Here is a 17302-nt window from a genome sequence, read left to right on the forward strand (position 1 = left end):
AGACCGACTTCATGGATTACCGACCCGACTCCCGTTCCATCCATATCTGCCAGTCGCCGGATTGCGGTTGCGGCCTGACTCGCCGCGATTTCCTGCGCCTGTCGGCGCTCACCGCAGCCAGCGTCGCGGCGCCGCTGCTGTCCGCCGGCGATGCGCTGGCCCAGGGCGCCGGCAGCGACCTGCCGGTGAAGATCGGCTACCTGCCGATCACCGACGCCACGCCGCTGCTCGTCGCCCACGGCCGCAAGCTGTTCGAGGCGGAAGGCCTGCGCGTCGAAAAGCCGCGCCTGTTCCGCAGCTGGGCGCAGATCGTTGAGGCCTTCGTCGCCGGTCAGGTGAACGTCATCCACCTGCTGTCGCCGGCGACCCTGTGGGTGCGCTATGGCACGCGCTTCCCGGCCAAGGTGGTAGCCTGGAACCACGTGAATGGCTCCGCGCTGACGGTGGCGCAAGGCATCAACAGCGTGGCCGAGCTGGGCGGAAAGACCGTGGCGATCCCGTTCTGGTACTCGATCCACAACGTGCTGCTGCAGCAGATCCTGCAGGCCAACGGCCTAGTGCCGGTAACCAAGGCGCGGGACGCCGGCCTGGCCCGCAACGAGGTGAACCTCATCGTGCTGCCGCCCGCCGAGATGGTGTCGGCGCTGGCCGGCAAGTCCATCGCCGGCTTCATCGTCGCCGACCCTTTCAATGCACTGGCCGAGACCGCCGGCGTCGGTAAGGTGCTGCGCCTGTCCGGCGACGTCTGGAAGAACCACGCCTGCTGCGTGACCTTCCTCGCCGAGCGGGACATCGCCGAGCGCCCGGAATGGGCCCAGCGCGTTACCAACGCCATCGTCAAGGCCCAGCTGTGGACCCGCACGAACCAGCTCGACGCCGCCAAGCTGCTGTCGAGCGCCGACGACAACCGCTACACGCCGCACAGCCCGCAGGTGCTTGCCAAGGTGCTGGCGACCACCGATTACGCCAGCTACGAGGCCAGCGGCGCGGCGCGCAACAAGGGCTGGTACCAGCGACGCATCGACTTCCAGCCCTATCCCTTCCCGTCCTATACGGAGGAGCTGGTGCGCGTGCTGCAGAGGACCAAGGTGGAGGGTGACAACGCCTTCCTGGCCAAGCTCGATCCGCGCTTCGCCGCCCGTGATCTGGTGGACGACCGCTTCGTGCGCAAGGCCATCGCCGCCGTCGGCGGACCGTCCGCCTTCGGGCTACCGGCCGACCTTCAGCGCAAGGAAGTGCTGGCGGTGTGATGGTGGCGAATCTCCTGCTTCCGCTCGCCGGCCTGCTGGCGGCTGCCCTGTTGTGGGCTGTTGGCGCCGGCTGGCTGGCGGCTAACACGCCGGTGGCGGCCAGCTTTGAGCCCGTGCCGGCTTTCGACGCGCTGCTGCAACTGCTGCAGGGCCGTGACCTGTGGACCCACGTGGGCATCAGCCTGCAGCGGGTCGGCATCGGCTTGGCCATTGCGCTGGTGCTGGGTATCCCGCTCGGCGTGCTGACCGGGCTCTCCAAGTGGTTCTCCCGCACCACCACGTCGCTGTTCCAGTTTGCGCGAATGATCTCGCCGCTGTCGTGGATGCCGCTGGCGGTGATGGTGCTGGGAGTCGGCGATGCGCCGGTGTATTTCCTGCTGGCTTTTGCGGCGGTGTGGCCGATCCTGCTCAATACCGCCTCGGGCGTGGCCCAGCTCGACCCCAACTGGTTGCTGCTGGCGCGCAGCCTGTCGGCAACGCGAAGCGAGACGATCCTGCGGGTGATCCTGCCGGGCATCACCGCCCACATCCTGACCGGCGTGCGGCTGGCCATCGGCATCATCTGGATCGTGCTGGTGCCGGCGGAGATGCTCGGCGTGTCGGCCGGGCTGGGTTACTTCATCCTCGATTCCCGCGACCGCCTGGCCTACTCGGATCTGATGGCGGCGATTCTGGTGATCGGCTTCCTCGGCTACCTGCTCGATCACGCCGCCCGCAGCCTGCACCGGCGCTGGCTGCACGCCTGAGCGGCTGATTCCGCACATGTTGGAGGCGTGCATGGAAGCGAACTGGTCAGGAGGTCGCGCCGATCAGTTCCTCCACCCAATCGATGAAGGCGCGTAGCCTGGCATTGGTACGCCGGCTTGGGTGGAAAGCGACATGCAATGGCATGAGGTCCAGTTGCCACTCAGGAAACAACAGGATCAACGTGCCCTCGCTTGTGCAACGCTGGGCCATGTAGTCTGGCAGCCATACGATTCCAAGTCCGGCCACGCCCGCAGCCAGATAAGCATTACCGTCATCCACGGCAAGGGCATAGTTGCCACGGATGCTGACAATCTCCTCGCCACGTCGCATCGGATATGGGACGCGCTGGTTCCTGTGTGCCCACAGATAACCCACGATCCGATGAGCAGGGCCATCGAGTTCGCTTGGATGGTCGGGACTCCCAGTGCGTCGCAGGTATTCCGGCGCGGCGTAGGTCTGTAGACGGAGGTCGCCCACCCGCTTGGCGATCAATGTCTGGTCCGCGATAGGCCCTCCCCGAATCACACAGTCGATGTTTTCATCCAGCAGGTCGGACGTGCGATCGCTGACCCGCATGTCAAGCTGAATGCCAGGGTGGCGCTCGTAGAAAGCGGGGAGTGCAGGTATCAGGATCAAGCGGGCCAGCGGGCTGGGCACATCGACCCGCAAGCGCCCTTCGAGCATGTCCGATCCTCCTGCCACGCTTTGTTCCGCTTCCTGCAGGTCGGCCAGCAACCGAATCGCATGGTCGTAGAAGTTTTGCCCTGCAACGGTCACTTTGACCTTGCGGGTGGTTCTATGAAGCAGCTGGGCTTGCAGGTGAGTCTCGAGTTGCTGCACCAACTGGGTTGCTGTCGCCCGGCTGATATGTAGGGTCTCCGACGCCTTGGTAAAGCTGCCTGTTTCCACCACACATGCAAACACTCGCATGGCATCGAACCGATCCATATTTTGTTCCGAGAATTCGATTGTTATTGTTTGAATTTTACAAATTCTGATGAAGGAAATCGGCCATTTATCGATGAAATCCCTGCTTGTAGAGTCTGGCACTTATCCCAATGAAGTCTGGCAGAGCTTGCCGGACCAGAAAGTGAGAACGTGCCATGGTGTCATCCCGTGACGTTGTATGCCCTGCAGGGCGTCAAGCTTTGTATGAACGAAATCGTTATTCCCCGGCGGTGCGCGCGGACGGTTTCCTTTTCGTGTCTGGCCAAGTCGGCAGTCGCGAGGATGGTTCGCCAGAGCCCGAGTTGGAGGCACAGATTCGGCTCGCCTTTGACAACCTCAATGCGGTACTGGAGGCAGCCGGATGCACTTTTGACCATGTGGTCGATGTCACGGTATTCCTGGTCGATCCGCAGAACACGTTAGAGACCGTCTGGAAAGTGCTGCCGGATTACTGGGGTGAGGCGCCATACCCAACGCTGACGGGGGTTGGCGTGACTTGGCTGTCTGGCTTCCAGTTCGAAATCAAGGTGATCGCCAGATTGCCTGTAGCTTGAGCCGATGGAAGATGCTCACGTCTTCGAGGGCGAGAGCGGCCCGTTTACGGACGAGGGCCTGCGCCATCGAATTGGACGAACGCTAGCCGAGTGACATCAGCAAAGATGTGTTAAGAGGAGATTCAAACGCTCAAACCTCGCGCTTGGATAAATGCATTTGCTCCCACTGGGTGGCCGTAGGCGTAGCCCTGCAGCAGCACGTGGTCCGCAGCCAATTCCGGTGCCGGCTCCTCCACATGGGTGACGATGATGCGGGCGTCTTCGCGCAGGGCGGCCAGCCACTTGAGGCGCTCGTGGGCTTCGACGCCGCTGCCGAGCTTGCGCCGGTCCACCTTCACGAACTGCGGCCACACCGTGTTGGCGATGGCCTGCCACTGGGCCGCGGACTCCACATTGACCGCCACGCGGAAGCCGTTGTTGCGGTAGTTGCGCAGCACGAAGGCCAGCAGATCGGGCTGGGCGCTGGCTTCTGGCGGTGTTTCGATGACGATGTTGTCCGGCGCCACGCCGAGGGCGTCCACCACGCGGCGGAAGGCGCGGCCGTGGTCGTCGCCGACGGCGGCCAGCAGGCGGCCATGTACGTTGAGGAAGAGGGGAAGCTCATTGCCGGCGGCCAGCGCGTTGAGCAGGTGCACGGTGCGCGCCAGGCGGTCGAGGGCGATCAGGCGGGCATCTTCGGCGGCGGCGGAGAACAGCGTCCATGGCGACAGTCCGTCATCGTCCGGGCCATGGCTGCGCAGGAAGGCCTCGCGGCCGACGACAGCGCCGCTGGTCGCATCGACGATAGGCTGGAAGGCGCTCGACAGCTCGAAGCCGAACCAGTCGCCCACCACCGCGCCGCTTTCCGTGCGGTGCAGCTGCTTGCCGGGGACGGGCTCCTGCGGCAGGCGGGCGAGAAAGTCCCGCGCCAGCGGGTTGAGGTGGGATGCGGTCGCGGCGGCCATGGGGAGACTCCTTGGTGGATCGGGTACGGCCGCGCAGGGGGGCGGTCCGGCTGCCAAATCTATTGCCACGTGGCCGCGGGCGGAACCAAGAAATTCTGCAAAACATATGTGGAAGCCCGGCCGGGCCGCCCACGGTGGAGCAGGGTGGGGTTCAGCCCAGCGAGCCGACGATGCTGACCTCGCGCTGCTCCGGGATCTCGTTGTAGGACAGCACGGACAGGCCCGGCGCGAACAGGCGCGCGTAGCGGGCCAGCAGCGGGCGGATCTGCGGCATCACCAGCAGGATGGGCGGTACGTTCTGCTGCTTCATCTGCTCGCGCACCTGGGGCATGTTGGACTGCAGCTGGGCCAGCAGGTTGGGGTCGATCGGGTAGTTGTCGAGGGCGGCCTTGCCGCCCTGGCGGGCCTGGTTGAGGGAGCCGAGCAGCATGTTCTCCAGCTCGCCGCCCAGGTTGAAGACCTTCATCTCGCCGCTCGGGCCCGCCAGTGCGGCGACGAGCTGGCGGCGCAGCGTGCAGCGCACCTCGGCGGCAAGCAGGATCGGGTCGCGGGTGGCTTCGGCGTTCTCGAGCAGCGTGGTGGCGATCGGCACGATGTCCTTCAGGGACACGTTCTCGGCCAGCAATACGCGGAATATCTTCAGCAGCAGGCTGTGGCTGTAGGCCTTCTCGAGGGCTGTGGCGAGCTTCGGCGCCACCGCGGTCAAGCGCTCCAGCAGCGCCGGCACGTCCTCGTGGGCGATCAGCTCGGGCAGGTGGTCGCGCATCAGCTTGGCGACGTGGGTGGCGATCATGCTCGCCACGTCCACGACCTGGTAGCCGAGGCCCAGCGCGTGGGCCTTCTGCTCCGGCGCGATCCATACCACCGGCATGCCGTAGGCCGGCTCGATGCCCGGCGTGCCGTCCAGCTCACCGTAAATCTGCGGCGATGGGATGGCCATCAGCTGGTCCGGGTAGGTGAGCACCTGGGCGATCGGCGTGCCGTTGAGGAGTACCGAATACTGGGCCGGCTTCAGCGTCAGGTCGTCGCGCACTCGGATCTTCGGCAGCAGCAGGCCCAGGCTCTCGCTGAGCCCCTGGCGCATGCCGGCCAGGCGCTTGGTGAGTGGTGCGCCCTGCGCGTTGTCGATGAGGCCGACCAGCTTGTAGCCGACGCTGATGCCGAGCGGCTCGACGAAGGGCAGGCCGGTCCAGTCCAGCTCGGGGGCGCTCTCGGTGAGCAGCGCGGCCTCGATGGCGGCGCTGTCCGCTTCGGCCGGCACCGCGGGGCGGCGGCCGAGGCGCCAGGCGACGAAGCCGAGCACGCCGCCGAAGGCCAGGAAGACCAGCCACGGCATGCCGGGGATCGCCGCCAGCGTCACCATCAGCCCGGCGGCGCCGTATAGCACGGCCGGAGAAGCCAGCATCTGGGCCGCCACCTGCTGCTCGAAGTCCTTGCCGTCGTTGCCGACGCGGGTCACCACGATGGCTGCCGCGGAGGACAGCAGCAGCGCCGGGATCTGTGCCACCAGGCCGTCGCCGATGGTCAGCAGCGCGTACAGGCGGAAGGCGTCGGAGAGGCTCAGGTCGTGCATCAGCGCGCCGATGGCGACGCCGCCGAGCATGTTGATGAGCAGGATCAGGATGCCGGCGATGGCGTCGCCGCGCACGAACTTGGAGGCACCGTCCATCGCCCCGTAGAAGTCCGACTCGGCGGCCACTTCGCGGCGCCGCTGCTGGGCCTTCTCCTGGTTGATCAGACCGGCGTTGAGGTCGGCGTCGATGGCCATCTGCTTGCCGGGCAGGGCGTCCAGCGTGAAGCGGGCCGACACCTCGGAGATCCGCTCGGCGCCCTTGGTGACGACGATGAAGTTGATGATCATCAGGATCACGAACACCACCAGACCGACCACGAAGTTGCCGCCGATGACCACGTGGCCGAAGGCCTCGATGACCTGGCCGGCGGCGCCGGTGCCCTCGTGACCGCGCAGCAGTACGACCCGCGTGGACGCCACGTTGAGGGTCAGGCGCAGTAGCGTGGTGGCCAGGATGATCGTCGGGAAAATCGAGAAATCCAGAGGTCGCCGCGCATTCACGCTGACCAGGATGACGATCAGCGCCAGCACGATGTTGAAGGTGAACAACACGTCCAGCACCACCGGCGGCAGCGGCAGGATGACCATCGACAGGATGGTCAGCACGAACAGCGGCGCGGCGACGCGGTGTCGGCTGAGGTCGGAGAGGAGTTGGCGCAGGGTGTTCATGGCGGTGGTTCGTGGTCCGTCGGGAGGCGGGCTGGAATGGGGGGCTGGCGGTGGTTCAGGTGTCGGTTTCTGTGTCGAGGAACTGCCGCGGCACCGGCGGCGGGTCCGGCAGGTCCGGGCGCTGCGGTCGCTGGCCGTTGCGGAAGGCTTTCAGCTGCAGCACATAGCCCAGAACCTGGGCCACCGCGCGGTACAGCGGGGCCGGGATCTGCTGGTTGACCTGGCTGGTGTTGTAGATGGCGCGGGCCAGCGGCGGCATCGGCACGATCTCGACCTTGTGCTCGGTGGCCACCGCGCGGATGTACAAGGCCATCTCGTCCACGCCCTTGGCCACTACGTAGGGCGCCTCGGCGCGGGCCGCGTCGTACTTGAGGGCGACCGCGTAGTGCTGCGGGTTGACGATCACCACGTCGGCGCCGGGCACCGTCTTGCGCACGCCGCGGCGGGCCAGCTGCTGCTGGATCTGGCGGATTCGCTGGCGCACTTCCGGGCGGCCTTCGGTGGATTTGTGTTCCTCCTTCATCTCGCGCCGGCCCATGCGCTGGCCGCGCAGGTAGATGAAGTGCTGCACCGGCACGTCGATCAGCGCGAAGACGACGAAGACCGCGCACAAGGCCATGATGCCGTCCACCATCAGGCCGGCGCCGCCTGCCAGGGCCTGATCGAGGGGCTGGGCCTGCAGCTGCATGAAGGCCTCGCGGCCGCTGCTGACCACGTGCCACAGCACCAGGCCCAGCGCGCTGGCCTTGAGGACGGTGGTGGCCAGCTCGACCAGGTGCTTGGGCTGGGTCAGGCGCTGGGCGTAGGAGAGCGGGTTGAGGCGGTCCAGCTTGGGCTTCAGGTTCTCGCCGCTGAGCACCCAGCCGCCCGGCACCAGCGAGCCGATGGATACGATGAGCGGCACCGCGAACAGCGGGGCGAGCATCTTGGCGAGCAGCAGCATGGTGGTCGTGAAGGCGATGGACCACAGGTTGTCCAGCGTGGCGTCGCCGTCCAGCGCGGCGAAGCCGACGCCGAACAGGGCGCGGAAATCCGCCAGGTAGCCAGGCATCAAGAGGAGCAGCAGCTTGACGCTGACGAGCAGGCCGAGGGCGGTGGCCCAGTCCCGTGAGCGGGCCGTCTGGCCCTGTTCGCGGGCCTTGCGCAGTTTCTGCGCGGAGGCCTTTTCGCTCTTGTCTTCGGTCGAGGTGTCGGCCATCGCTCACAGCCCCATGTCGTGGTGGAGCAGGCGCAGTACGTGGCTGGTCATGCGCACGTAGTGTTCCGGCACGAAGCCGATGATGCGCACCAGCATGTAAAGGCCGAACAGGGTGATCAGCGAAAAGCCGAGGGCGTACAGGTTGAGGGCCGGCGCCACGCGGTTGAGGAAGCCAAGCCCGACCTGCACCACCAGCGTCGAGAAGATGATGGGCACCGCGAGCAGCAGCGCCGCGGCGAACACCCAGGCAATGTTGAGGGCCAGGGTCTGCAGGGCCAGGAAGTCGAAACCGCGGCCCACCGGCCAGGCGTGGAAGCTCTCGGCGAGCACGCCGGTCAACACCAGGTGGCCGTCGATGGAGAAGAACACGATGACGCCGAGCATGTAGAGCAGGCCGGATACCACGTCCGACGAGGTGCCGTTCATCGGGTCGTTCATGACTGCCATGCTGAGGCCCATCTGGGACGACACCAGGAAACCGAGGATGGCGAGGATGGCCATCAGCTGGTGGAAGGCCAGGCCGATCACGAAGCCGATCAGCAGCTGCTCGCCGGTGGCCAGCACGCCGGCCATCGAGAAGGGATCGATGTGCGTGGAAGGGCCGACGACTGGCAGCATGACCACCGCGACGAGCAGCGACAGCAGCACGCGGATCGGTACCGGCAGCATGTTCTCGCCGATCACCGGTGCCGCGCTGAACAGCGCCAGGCTGCGGCAGAAGGGCCACCACAGGGTGTGCAGAAGGGCGAGCAGCTGGCCGAAGAGCGCTTCCATGATGCGGCGGGGGCGGACTCAGCCCACCAGCGTGGCGGCGCGCCGGAACACGGCGACGCAGAAGTCCATCACGTAGGACGTCATCCAGCGCCCGGCCAGCGTGATCGCCAGCAGCGTGACGACCAGCCGCGGCAGGAAGCTGAGGGTCTGTTCGTTGATCTGCGTGGCGGCCTGGAACAGCGCGACCAGCAAACCGACCACCAGGCCGGGCACGACCAGCACGGCGACCAGCACCATGACCATCTGCAGGGCTTCGCCGATCAGGTCGGCGGCGATCTCGGGCGTCAGCATGGCACGTCCTCGTTCACAGGCCGCGCACGCTGGTCACCAGCGTCTCGACGGTCAGGGTCCAGCCGTCCACCAGCACGAACAGCAGCAGCTTGAGGGGCAGGGAGATGACCAGCGGCGACAGCATCATCATGCCCATGGCCATCAGCACCGACGACACCACCAGGTCGATGACCAGGAAGGGGATGAACAGCATGCAGCCGATCTGGAAGGCGGTCTTCAGCTCGCTGAGCACGAAGGCCGCCAGCTTGACGGTGAAGGCGTGCTGTTCGGGTTTGTCGACAGTCTTCTCGCCGGCCAGCCGGGACACCTGGGCCAGCGCGCTCTTGCTGGTCTGGGCGAGCATGAAGCGGGACAGGGGCTGCTCGGCGATGGCGAGCGCCTCCTGCAGGCCGATCTTCTCCTGGTCGTAGGGTTGCAGCGCCTTCTCCCAGATGGTGTCGCCGACCGGGCGCATGACCAGCAGCGTGAGGATCAGCGCCACGCCGGTGATGATGCGGTTGGGCAGGCCCTGCTGCAGGCCGAGGGCCTGGCGCAGCAGGGACAGCACGATGACGAAGCGGGTGAAGCTGGTCATCATCAGCACCAGCACGGGCAGCAGCCCGAGCAGGGTCATGATGATCAGCACCTGGGTCTTGACCGTCAGCTCGGTCTTCGCGCCCTGGGCGGTGCTGGTGAACAGCCCGATCTGGTCGGCACAGGCCAGGTCCGGCAGGGCCAGTAGCGCGAGCGCCAGCAGCCCCAGGGCCGCGGACGGCCATAGACGCGTGTGTGGCGGTGTCATGCTGCCAGCCTCATGACGCCAGCGTGCCCAGGTCCAGGTCGCACAACTCGACGACCTTCAGTCCATAGTTCTCGCCGGCCAGCACGACTTCGGCGCGGCCGATGGGCGTGCCGTTCACCTTGATGACCAGAGGTTCGCCGGCCAGGGTGTCGAGCTCGATGACACTGTCGCGGTCGATGTTCATCAGGTCCTGCAGCGAGATGCTGGTCGAGCCGACTTCCAGCGTCAGCCGCACCGGGATCTTGCGCAGCATCTGGGCCAGTGGCCGGGCAGGGCGCGGCGCCGGGGTGGGTTCGGTGCTTTCACCGAAGGCGCTGGCTTCACCGTCGAAGTCACCCAGCATGTCGTCGAGGCTTGCGTTGATCGGGTCCATCCCACTCACTCCACATCTTCAAAAGCGGTTAAACAAAGCTTGCCCTTGTGTTCCACGACCTGAGCCGTGAACAGCCGGGAATCGTCGACCAGGATGTCGGATGGCCCCAGGCGCACCGGGATCACGTCGCCGACCCGCAGGTCGAGCAGGCGCCCCAGCGGAATGTCCTTCTCGAGCAGGCGGGCCGTCAGCGCGAGCCGCAGGCGGTGCGGGAAAGGCTGGGCCGCGGCCGGTTCGCCAGGTCGATCGCGCGTGGGTGCCAGTTGTTGCAGGAGATGGCGCTGCCAGGCCTCCTCGAGCAGGAAGTACATGCCGCCGTCGATGCCGTGGGTCCGTTCGCGCATGCCGACGCGCAGGGCCCAGGCGCCCTGGCGGCGCAGTGCCGTGGTGGCGTCGCCGAGCAGGCGTCCGGTGTGGGCGCTGCCGTCGTGGGACGGAGCACGTCCTTCCAGGCGATCCACCAGTACTCCGGTGAAGCGCCGCCCGAGCAACGCGGCGAGGCGTTCTTCCGTTGCCGTCACCGGCGCCTCGTCCCGCGGACCGGCCTTGCTTACAGGGTGGGCACCGTAGCGGTAGTCGAGGGCGCACAGCAGGAGTTGGCGGTCCAGCGCGAAATCGATACGGCCCCGTTCGTGCGTGTAGCCGTTCCAGCGGCGGTGCTCGGGGAGGCGGTCGACGGGCACGAGGCGGACGTCTGCGACTTCGAACTGCGCGCGGTAGCGACGGTTCAGGCTGCCGCGCAAGGCCTCGTCGAGATCGTCCCGCGCGAGCGCGGTGAAGCGCTCCAGCAGGTGGAGCGGGCGCCCCAGAGAGAGAGGGTCGAGCGTCATTCCACCGCGCGGCGCTGCGGATTTCTGCATGTCTGTATTACCAATGATTGTCCGGCAATTCGAGCAGAATGCCGGTCGCGTTTCGCCCGCGAATGGCGTTTCCTGAATTCTTAATCCGGAAAGACTTGGATCTAATTATTTTTAGTTTGCGGATTAATTCGATTTAACGCAACAGGAATTGATGGGCCGTTTATCGATTAATTCAATCTGGGGCTGAATTGAAAAAAGTGATTGCCTGGCGGAAAGCTTCTGGGCATAATCACTCCAACTCGCGACCAAAACCGCGAAAACTTAAATTTGGGCACACCCGTTCGAAAGACGGGGTCGCAAAGCCTCCGGTCTAAAGCTCTTACGGGCTACGATAGCGGGGTTGCCAGACAGGAACCGCTGACTCGGTTCCGCCGGTTGTTGTCCGTGTGGGCTTTGCCTGTACGCCGCGCCGGGTCTGTGTTGTCGCCTTTCTGGCGGCTGCGCCTCGTCTTTCCCATGTGTGCGCCCCGAGCACGTCGATGAGGGAAAGCGCATGAACCATCACATTCTCGTTTGAATACGCACCAAGGCCGTTCGGGCATGGTGTCGTTCGCCTGCCCTCCGTACGCCTGGATCCGGATCAGGGTTTTCTCCTGACCCCCTTTGCCCGATTCGATTCGGCGCGAGGTCTATTTGCGTCCGGTTCTAATTCCGGCCTTATTGCCTGTTCAATTCTTTTTCATCGATTTATTCGTTCTTTTTTTAAATTGCCGCATTGAGCGTGTGAGGGATTCCTTTTGCCCAAAAAAACGCAACGCCAATTGGCGATTGAATCCCGCCCCACCGGCTGGTGCGTGCGGGGCGCCATTCCGGCGCATCCCGTTTCCGAAGGAGAGTGTGGTGGTGACTGAAATGCTGGCGTCGATCGGCGCCGACCTGATGAAGCTGCAGGGCAGCCTGCCGGCCGCCGACCTGGCCGTGCCGGCGGCCAATCCGCTGGATGCGGCCAGCCCCGAAGCCGACGGCTTCGGTGAGCACCTCAAGCAGGCCGTGCTTGGCGTCAATGAGAAGGACCGCGTCGCCGGCGAGCGCATGGCCGACGTGGACAGCGGCCGCAGCGACGATCTGGTGGGGGCGATGTTGTCCAGTCAGGAAGCCAGCCTGTCCTTCTCGATGCTGATGCAGGTCCGCAACAAGATGGTCGGTGCGATGGACGACCTCATCAAGCTGCCGCTCTAAGCGCACCCTGGGACGCCACTCGTGAATCTCTCCCTCTCTCCCGCCCTGGCCCGCCTGCGCGCCCCCGGCGGCCTGCCGAAGCTGCCGCCGGGCTTCGTCAAGGGCCTGCTGCCCATCGTGCTGCTGGCGCTGGCGATCACCGCGCTGGTGCTGATGTTCGCGTGGAACGACCAGGCGGGCTACAAGCCGGTGTTCGGCAGCCGCGAGAAGGTGGCGTCCGCCGAGATGATCGCGCTGCTCGATGCCCAGGGCATCCCCTACCGGCTCCATCCGGATTCCGGCCAGGTGCTGGTGCCGGCCAAGCGCCTCGGCGAGGTCCGCATGCTGCTGGCGGCCAAGGGCGTCGTCGCCAAGCTGCCGCAGGGTTTGGAGCTGATGGACCGCAATGACCCGCTGGGGGTCAGCCAGTTCGTGCAGGACGTGCGTTTCCGCCGCGGCCTGGAGGGGGAGCTGGTGCAGAGCATCATGACCCTCGACGCGGTGGATTCGGCGCGGGTGCACCTGTCCATCGCGCGCTCTTCGTCCTTCGTCGTCAATGACGGCGAGAAGAGCACCGCGTCGGTGGTACTGGCCCTCAAGGCCGGCCGCTCCCTCAGCCCCGAACAGATCGCGGCGATCATCAACATGGTTGCCAACAGCGTGGCCGGTCTCGATCCGCAGCGGGTCAGCGTAGTCGACCAGGCCGGCAACCTGCTGTCCGCCCGCGTCGATCTCAGCGAGGGCTTCGAGGGTGCCCAGCTCAACGACGCGTCCCACCGTTTCCGCGACGAGACCCAGCGCAATGCCGAGGATCTCCTGCTGCCGATGCTTGGCACGGGCAACTTCAAGGTCAGCGTCACCGCCGAGGTGGACAACGACCGCATCCAGGAAACCACCGAACGCTACGGCGAGGCGCCGAAGATCACCAACGAGGCGATGCGCACCGAGAACGGCCGCGACCCGCTGGCGGTCGGTGTGCCGGGTTCTCTCAGCAACCGCCCGGTGGCGGTGAAGGCCGAGGAGGAGCCGGAGGCAGCGACCACCAAGAAGAACGCCACCACCCGCCAGTACGCCTATGACCGCAGCGTGACCCAGGTGAAGCGCAGCCGCGGCCGCCTGAAGAAGCTCTCCGTGGCGGTGGTGATGAACAACGCCGCGGCCCCCGACGGCAAGTTGTGGACGCCGGAGGCGCTGGCCAATGTGGACAAGGTGCTGCGCAGCGGCCTCGGCATCGACTCAGCGCGCGGAGACAGCCTGGTCGTCACCGCCAGCGGCTTCCGCAAGCCGGTGGATGACAGCGTGGCCTGGTGGCAGCAACGCGACAACATCATCGAGATGGCGAGCTGGCTGGCCTACGCGATCAGCCTGCTGCTGGCCTTCCTGTTCATCGTCCGTCCGCTGATGAAGCTGGTCCAGCAGCGTCTGGCGTTGCCCGCTGCCGAGACCGTCGACGAGCTGGCAGAGGCGCAGGACCCTGCCAGTCCGGAACTCGCCGCGCCGGCAGCGCACGCCGCGTTGGCCGCACCCGATGCTCAGCGCATGCCGGTCGCCGGCCTGCTCGAAAACTACGACCTGCCGGCGCCGGGTTCGCCGGTGGACGTGATGGTTGAACACCTGAAGGTGCTGTCGGCGAAGGAGCCGGAGCGCGTTGCCGAAGTGGTCCGCCAATGGATGCAGAAAAATGGCCGAAGCGAATAATCTGCCCGACATGATCGTCCCCGGCGCCACGCCGACGCCGGTGGAACAGGCCGCCATCGTGCTGCTGTCGATGGGCGAGGAGCCCGCCGCCGCGGTGCTGCGCTGCCTGTCTCGCGACGAGTTGCTGGAAGTCACCCAGGTGATGTCGCGGATGAGCGGCATCAAGGTGGAGGCGGTAAAGAGCTCGCTGCAGCGCTTCTTCGACGATTACCGGGAGCAGAGCGGCGTGCATGGTGCGTCGCGCACCTACCTGCGGCGCTCCCTCGACCTGGCGCTCGGCGCCGACATCGCCGGCAGCGTGCTCAACAAGATCTACGGCGACGAGATCCGCCCGAAGATGGCGCGCCTCCAGTGGGCCTCGCCGAAGTGGCTGGCCGAGCAGCTGATCAACGAACACGTGCGCATGCAGGCGGTGTTCCTGGCCTTCCTGCCGGCCGCGCTGGCCAGCGAGATCGTCGATGCGCTGCCGTCCGACAACCGGGACCAGGTGCTGCTCAATGTGGCGCGCCTCACCGAGATCGACCGCGAGCTGCTGATCGAGCTGGAGGAGATGGTGCTCCGCTGCCTGGACAGCCTGGGGCTGCAGAGCGCCAGCGTGGAGGGTGTGCGTCACGCCGCCGAGATCCTCAACCGGCTGCCCGGCAACCGCCAGCAGATGGTCGAGATGTTGCGCGCCCACGATCCCGAGATGGTGTCGGAGATCGAGGTCAGCATGTACGACTTCTACGTACTGTCCCGTCAGAACGACGAGGTCATCACCCGTCTCATCGAAGAAGTGGCCCTCGACCAGTGGGCCATTGCCCTCAAGGGGGCCGAGCCGGCGGTGCGCGAGGCCATCCTGCGGGCGATGCCGCGTCGTCAGGCGCAGGGCTTCGAGGATCTGATGCGGCGCAGCGGCCCGGTGCCGCGCAGCCGCGTCGAGCAGGTGCGTGCCGAGATCATGGGGCAGGTCAAGGAACTCGTCGATGCGGGCGAGATCGAGATCCAGCTGTTCGCCGAGGCGACGGTCGAATGAAGAACTTTCGGCCCTACCGTTTCCCCCCCTTGTCCCTCGTGGCTGGCGCGTCGGTCGCCAGTGCGGCGGAGGCCCAGGCTTCCCTGGCCGATGGCTTCCACCAGGGCATGGAGCGGGGCTACCGGGAAGGGCATGAACTGGGCCTGGCCCAGGGACGTGGGGACGGACTGGCGGAGGGCCGCCGTGAAGGGCTGCGCACAGGCCGTGACGAGGCTCGCCAGGAGGTGCTGGCCCAGTTCGACACGCTGAGTGCGCCGATCGATGGGCTGATCGCCAGCCTGCGCCAGATGCAGGCCGACTACCAGGGTGCGCTGCGCCGGGAGGTGGTGGATCTGGTCGCCAAGGTGGCCCGTCAGGTCATCCGTAGCGAACTGGCCCTGCAGCCGGTGCAACTGCTCGCGCTGGTGGACGAGACCCTGGCGACGATGCCGCCGGCCCGCGAAGGGGTCGAGGTCTTCCTGAACCCGGAAGAGCGGGAACGCATCCTCGAACTGGCGCCGGATCGTGCGTCGCGCTGGACGCTGATCGCCGATCCGCGCCTGGAGCCCGGCGAGTGCCGCGTTCGTGCCGACGGGCGCGAGGCCGACGCCGGCTGCCGCCAACGCCTCGCCGCCTGTATCGAACAACTCGAAACCCATCTCGCCGAGGACGGCGAGGAGGTGCGTCCGTGATCGCCGCCGCGCTGCGCCAGCTCGAATTCGCCGACGTCCCGGTGGCCACGCTGACCGGCCGCCTGGTCGGCGCCTCGGGTCTGCTGCTGGAGAGCACCGGCTGCGCCTTCCAGACCGGCCAGTGCTGCCGCATCGAAACCGCTAGCGGTGAGTGGATCGCCGCCCAGGTGGTCGGCTTCCGCAACGACGTCTCCTACCTGATGCCCTTCAAGCGCCCGGAAGGCCTGGCCACCGGCGCCCGCGTGCTGCCGGCGGCCGAGCAGGGCGGGCTGATGATCGGGCCGTCCTGGCTGGGGCGCATCGTCAATGGCCTGGGCGAGCCGGTGGATGGCCGTGGCCGCCTGGGGGGCGAGCACCCGCTGGCGGCTCGGCCGCCGCATGTCCATCCGCTGCGCCGCAAGCCGGTGGAAGGCGTCCTCGACGTCGGCGTGCGCGCCCTCAACGGCCTGTTGACCCTCGGGCGTGGCCAGCGCGTCGGCCTGATGGCCGGCAGCGGCGTCGGCAAGAGCGTGCTGCTCGGCTTGATCACCCGCCAGACCGTCGCCGACGTGGTGGTGGTCGGCCTGATCGGCGAGCGCGGCCGCGAAGTGCGCGAGTTCATCGACATGTCCCTCGGGCCGGCCGGGCTGGCCCGTGCGGTGGTCGTCATCGCGCCGGCCGACGAGTCGCCGCTGATGCGCCTGCGCGCCACCGAGCTGTGCCATGCCATCGCCGCCCATTACCGGGACCAGGGCCAGAACGTGCTACTGCTGGTCGACTCCCTCACCCGTTACGCGATGGCCCGCCGCGAAGTGGCGCTGGCCCTCGGCGAACCGCCGGCCACCCGCGGCTATCCGCCGTCGGTGTTCGGCCTGCTGCCGCAGCTGGTGGAGAGCGCCGGCAACGGCGAGCACGAGGCGGGCAGCATGAGCGCCATCTACACCGTGCTGGCCGAAGGCGACGACCAGCAGGACCCGGTGGTGGACACCGCGCGGGCCATCCTCGACGGCCACATCGTACTGTCCCGCGAGCTGGCCGACCGCGGCCACTACCCGGCCATCGACATCGCCCAGTCCATCAGCCGCTGCATGGCGCAGGTGACGACTCCCGCCCAGCAGGCGGCGGCGCGGGAGATCAAGGCCTTGTATTCCCGCTACGTCCGCGTGCGTGACCTGCTGCCGCTGGGCGCCTACGTGGCCGGCGCCGATCCGGCCACCGATCGGGCGGTGGCCCTGTACCCGCGGATCGAGGCCTTCCTGCACCAGGGTACGCGGGAGGCCGCGCCCTTTGCCGACACCCTGGCCCGACTGGAGAGCCTGCTGGCATGAGCACCCATCCCAAGACCCTGCGCGGCCTCGCTGCCGTCGTCGACCAGCGCCGCCGCGAAAAGGACAGCCTGGTCGGTGAGCTGGCCGGCCGCCGCACTCAGCTGGAGCGCCATCGCGCCACGCTGGCGCGCCTGGAGCAGCTGTGCGCCAGCGCCACCGTTAGCGGCGAACGACCGGCGGTCCACGTCGCCGCGTTGTCCCTGAACTGCGGAGACTACAAACAGGCGGTGTTGAACCTCGCCGACAACCAGCGCGACGAAGTCGAGCGCCATGACGCCGACCTGCAACTGGCCCAGCTGGCGCTGACCCGTGCGGTGCAACGCCACGAGGCCGTCAGCCAGGTGCTGGACGGCAAGCTGCAGGCCCTGCAGCGGGAGCAGCGGCAGGGCGAGCAGAAACGCCAGGATGAGCTGGCCACCCAGAGCTGGTGGCGGAGGCGGGCATGAACGCCGGAATGAGCACGGAATTTCAGACGGGAGCGGATCCGGTCG

General features: G+C 66.8%; 18 protein-coding genes and 1 riboswitch. Of the genes, 9 read left to right on the forward strand and 9 right to left on the reverse strand.

Annotation, left to right across the window (positions count from 1 at the left end):
• Window positions 1-11: 11 nt before the first annotated feature.
• Window positions 12-1250, forward strand: a complete 1239-nt coding sequence (locus AC1PPK_RS12470) for an ABC transporter substrate-binding protein (protein WP_481118130.1) — start codon at window positions 12-14, stop codon at window positions 1248-1250.
• Window positions 1250-1996, forward strand: a complete 747-nt coding sequence (locus tag AC1PPK_RS12475) for an ABC transporter permease (RefSeq protein WP_481118131.1) — start codon at window positions 1250-1252, stop codon at window positions 1994-1996. The genes AC1PPK_RS12470 and AC1PPK_RS12475 overlap by 1 nt, the downstream gene beginning before the upstream one ends.
• A gap of 46 nt (window positions 1997-2042) precedes the next feature.
• On the opposite strand, the gene AC1PPK_RS12480 is transcribed toward AC1PPK_RS12475, so the two are convergent.
• The gene (locus AC1PPK_RS12480) at window positions 2043-2945 is read right to left on the reverse strand and encodes a LysR family transcriptional regulator (RefSeq protein WP_481118132.1); all 903 of its coding nucleotides are present in this window, start codon (window positions 2943-2945) and stop codon (window positions 2043-2045) included.
• Window positions 2946-3100: 155 nt separating this feature from the next.
• Between AC1PPK_RS12480 and AC1PPK_RS12485 the strand changes: the two genes are divergently transcribed.
• Window positions 3101-3499, forward strand: a complete 399-nt coding sequence (locus tag AC1PPK_RS12485; protein WP_481118133.1) for a RidA family protein — start codon at window positions 3101-3103, stop codon at window positions 3497-3499.
• Window positions 3500-3621: 122 nt separating this feature from the next.
• Here AC1PPK_RS12485 and AC1PPK_RS12490 read toward each other — a convergent pair whose 3' ends face one another.
• The 8 genes from AC1PPK_RS12490 to AC1PPK_RS12525 all read right to left on the reverse strand — a co-directional run bounded on the left by AC1PPK_RS12490 (window position 3622) and on the right by AC1PPK_RS12525 (window position 10962).
• Window positions 3622-4443 carry an EAL domain-containing protein gene (locus AC1PPK_RS12490; RefSeq protein WP_481118134.1) on the reverse strand — a complete coding sequence of 274 codons (822 nt, stop codon included), beginning with the start codon at window positions 4441-4443 and terminating at the stop codon, window positions 3622-3624.
• Between the two features lie 151 nt (window positions 4444-4594).
• On the reverse strand, window positions 4595-6685 hold the full coding sequence (locus tag AC1PPK_RS12495; protein WP_481118135.1) for a flagellar biosynthesis protein FlhA: 2091 nt from the start codon (window positions 6683-6685) through the stop codon (window positions 4595-4597).
• Between the two features lie 55 nt (window positions 6686-6740).
• Complete coding sequence (locus AC1PPK_RS12500) at window positions 6741-7883, reverse strand: EscU/YscU/HrcU family type III secretion system export apparatus switch protein (protein WP_481118136.1); 1143 nt, start codon at window positions 7881-7883, stop codon at window positions 6741-6743.
• 3 nt (window positions 7884-7886) lie between these two features.
• On the reverse strand, window positions 7887-8657 hold the full coding sequence (gene fliR, locus AC1PPK_RS12505; protein WP_481118137.1) for a flagellar biosynthetic protein FliR: 771 nt from the start codon (window positions 8655-8657) through the stop codon (window positions 7887-7889).
• Between the two features lie 18 nt (window positions 8658-8675).
• Window positions 8676-8948, reverse strand: a complete 273-nt coding sequence (fliQ, locus tag AC1PPK_RS12510; protein WP_481118138.1) for a flagellar biosynthesis protein FliQ — start codon at window positions 8946-8948, stop codon at window positions 8676-8678.
• Between the two features lie 13 nt (window positions 8949-8961).
• Window positions 8962-9729 (reverse strand): flagellar type III secretion system pore protein FliP, encoded by a 768-nt coding sequence (gene fliP / locus AC1PPK_RS12515; protein ID WP_481118139.1) that lies wholly within the window; start codon window positions 9727-9729, stop codon window positions 8962-8964.
• A gap of 10 nt (window positions 9730-9739) precedes the next feature.
• Window positions 9740-10102, reverse strand: coding sequence for a flagellar motor switch protein FliN (fliN, locus tag AC1PPK_RS12520; protein WP_481118140.1), 363 nt, complete (start codon window positions 10100-10102; stop codon window positions 9740-9742).
• Between the two features lie 5 nt (window positions 10103-10107).
• Window positions 10108-10962 (reverse strand): FliM/FliN family flagellar motor C-terminal domain-containing protein, encoded by an 855-nt coding sequence (locus tag AC1PPK_RS12525; RefSeq protein ID WP_481118141.1) that lies wholly within the window; start codon window positions 10960-10962, stop codon window positions 10108-10110.
• Window positions 10963-11222: 260 nt separating this feature from the next.
• Window positions 11223-11310, forward strand: a riboswitch (cyclic di-GMP riboswitch).
• A 504-nt stretch (window positions 11311-11814) separates the two neighbouring features.
• Here AC1PPK_RS12525 and fliE point away from each other — a divergent pair.
• Genes fliE through AC1PPK_RS12555 form a run of 6 tightly spaced genes read left to right on the forward strand, consistent with a single transcriptional unit; the run spans window position 11815 to window position 17257 of the window.
• Window positions 11815-12141, forward strand: a complete 327-nt coding sequence (fliE, locus tag AC1PPK_RS12530; RefSeq protein WP_481118212.1) for a flagellar hook-basal body complex protein FliE — start codon at window positions 11815-11817, stop codon at window positions 12139-12141.
• Window positions 12142-12162: 21 nt separating this feature from the next.
• Window positions 12163-13818 carry a flagellar basal-body MS-ring/collar protein FliF gene (gene fliF / locus AC1PPK_RS12535; protein ID WP_481118142.1) on the forward strand — a complete coding sequence of 552 codons (1656 nt, stop codon included), beginning with the start codon at window positions 12163-12165 and terminating at the stop codon, window positions 13816-13818.
• Window positions 13802-14833 carry a flagellar motor switch protein FliG gene (locus AC1PPK_RS12540; RefSeq protein WP_481118143.1) on the forward strand — a complete coding sequence of 344 codons (1032 nt, stop codon included), beginning with the start codon at window positions 13802-13804 and terminating at the stop codon, window positions 14831-14833. Before fliF ends, AC1PPK_RS12540 begins: the two co-directional genes overlap by 17 nt.
• On the forward strand, window positions 14830-15504 hold the full coding sequence (gene fliH / locus AC1PPK_RS12545; RefSeq protein WP_481118144.1) for a flagellar assembly protein FliH: 675 nt from the start codon (window positions 14830-14832) through the stop codon (window positions 15502-15504). Before AC1PPK_RS12540 ends, fliH begins: the two co-directional genes overlap by 4 nt.
• Window positions 15501-16811, forward strand: a complete 1311-nt coding sequence (fliI, locus tag AC1PPK_RS12550; RefSeq protein WP_481118145.1) for a flagellar protein export ATPase FliI — start codon at window positions 15501-15503, stop codon at window positions 16809-16811. The genes fliH and fliI overlap by 4 nt, the downstream gene beginning before the upstream one ends.
• On the forward strand, window positions 16808-17257 hold the full coding sequence (locus AC1PPK_RS12555; RefSeq protein ID WP_481118146.1) for a flagellar FliJ family protein: 450 nt from the start codon (window positions 16808-16810) through the stop codon (window positions 17255-17257). Before fliI ends, AC1PPK_RS12555 begins: the two co-directional genes overlap by 4 nt.
• Window positions 17258-17302 lie beyond the last annotated feature (45 nt).

The sequence above is a fragment of the Zoogloea sp. JDB1 genome, from assembly GCF_056724025.1.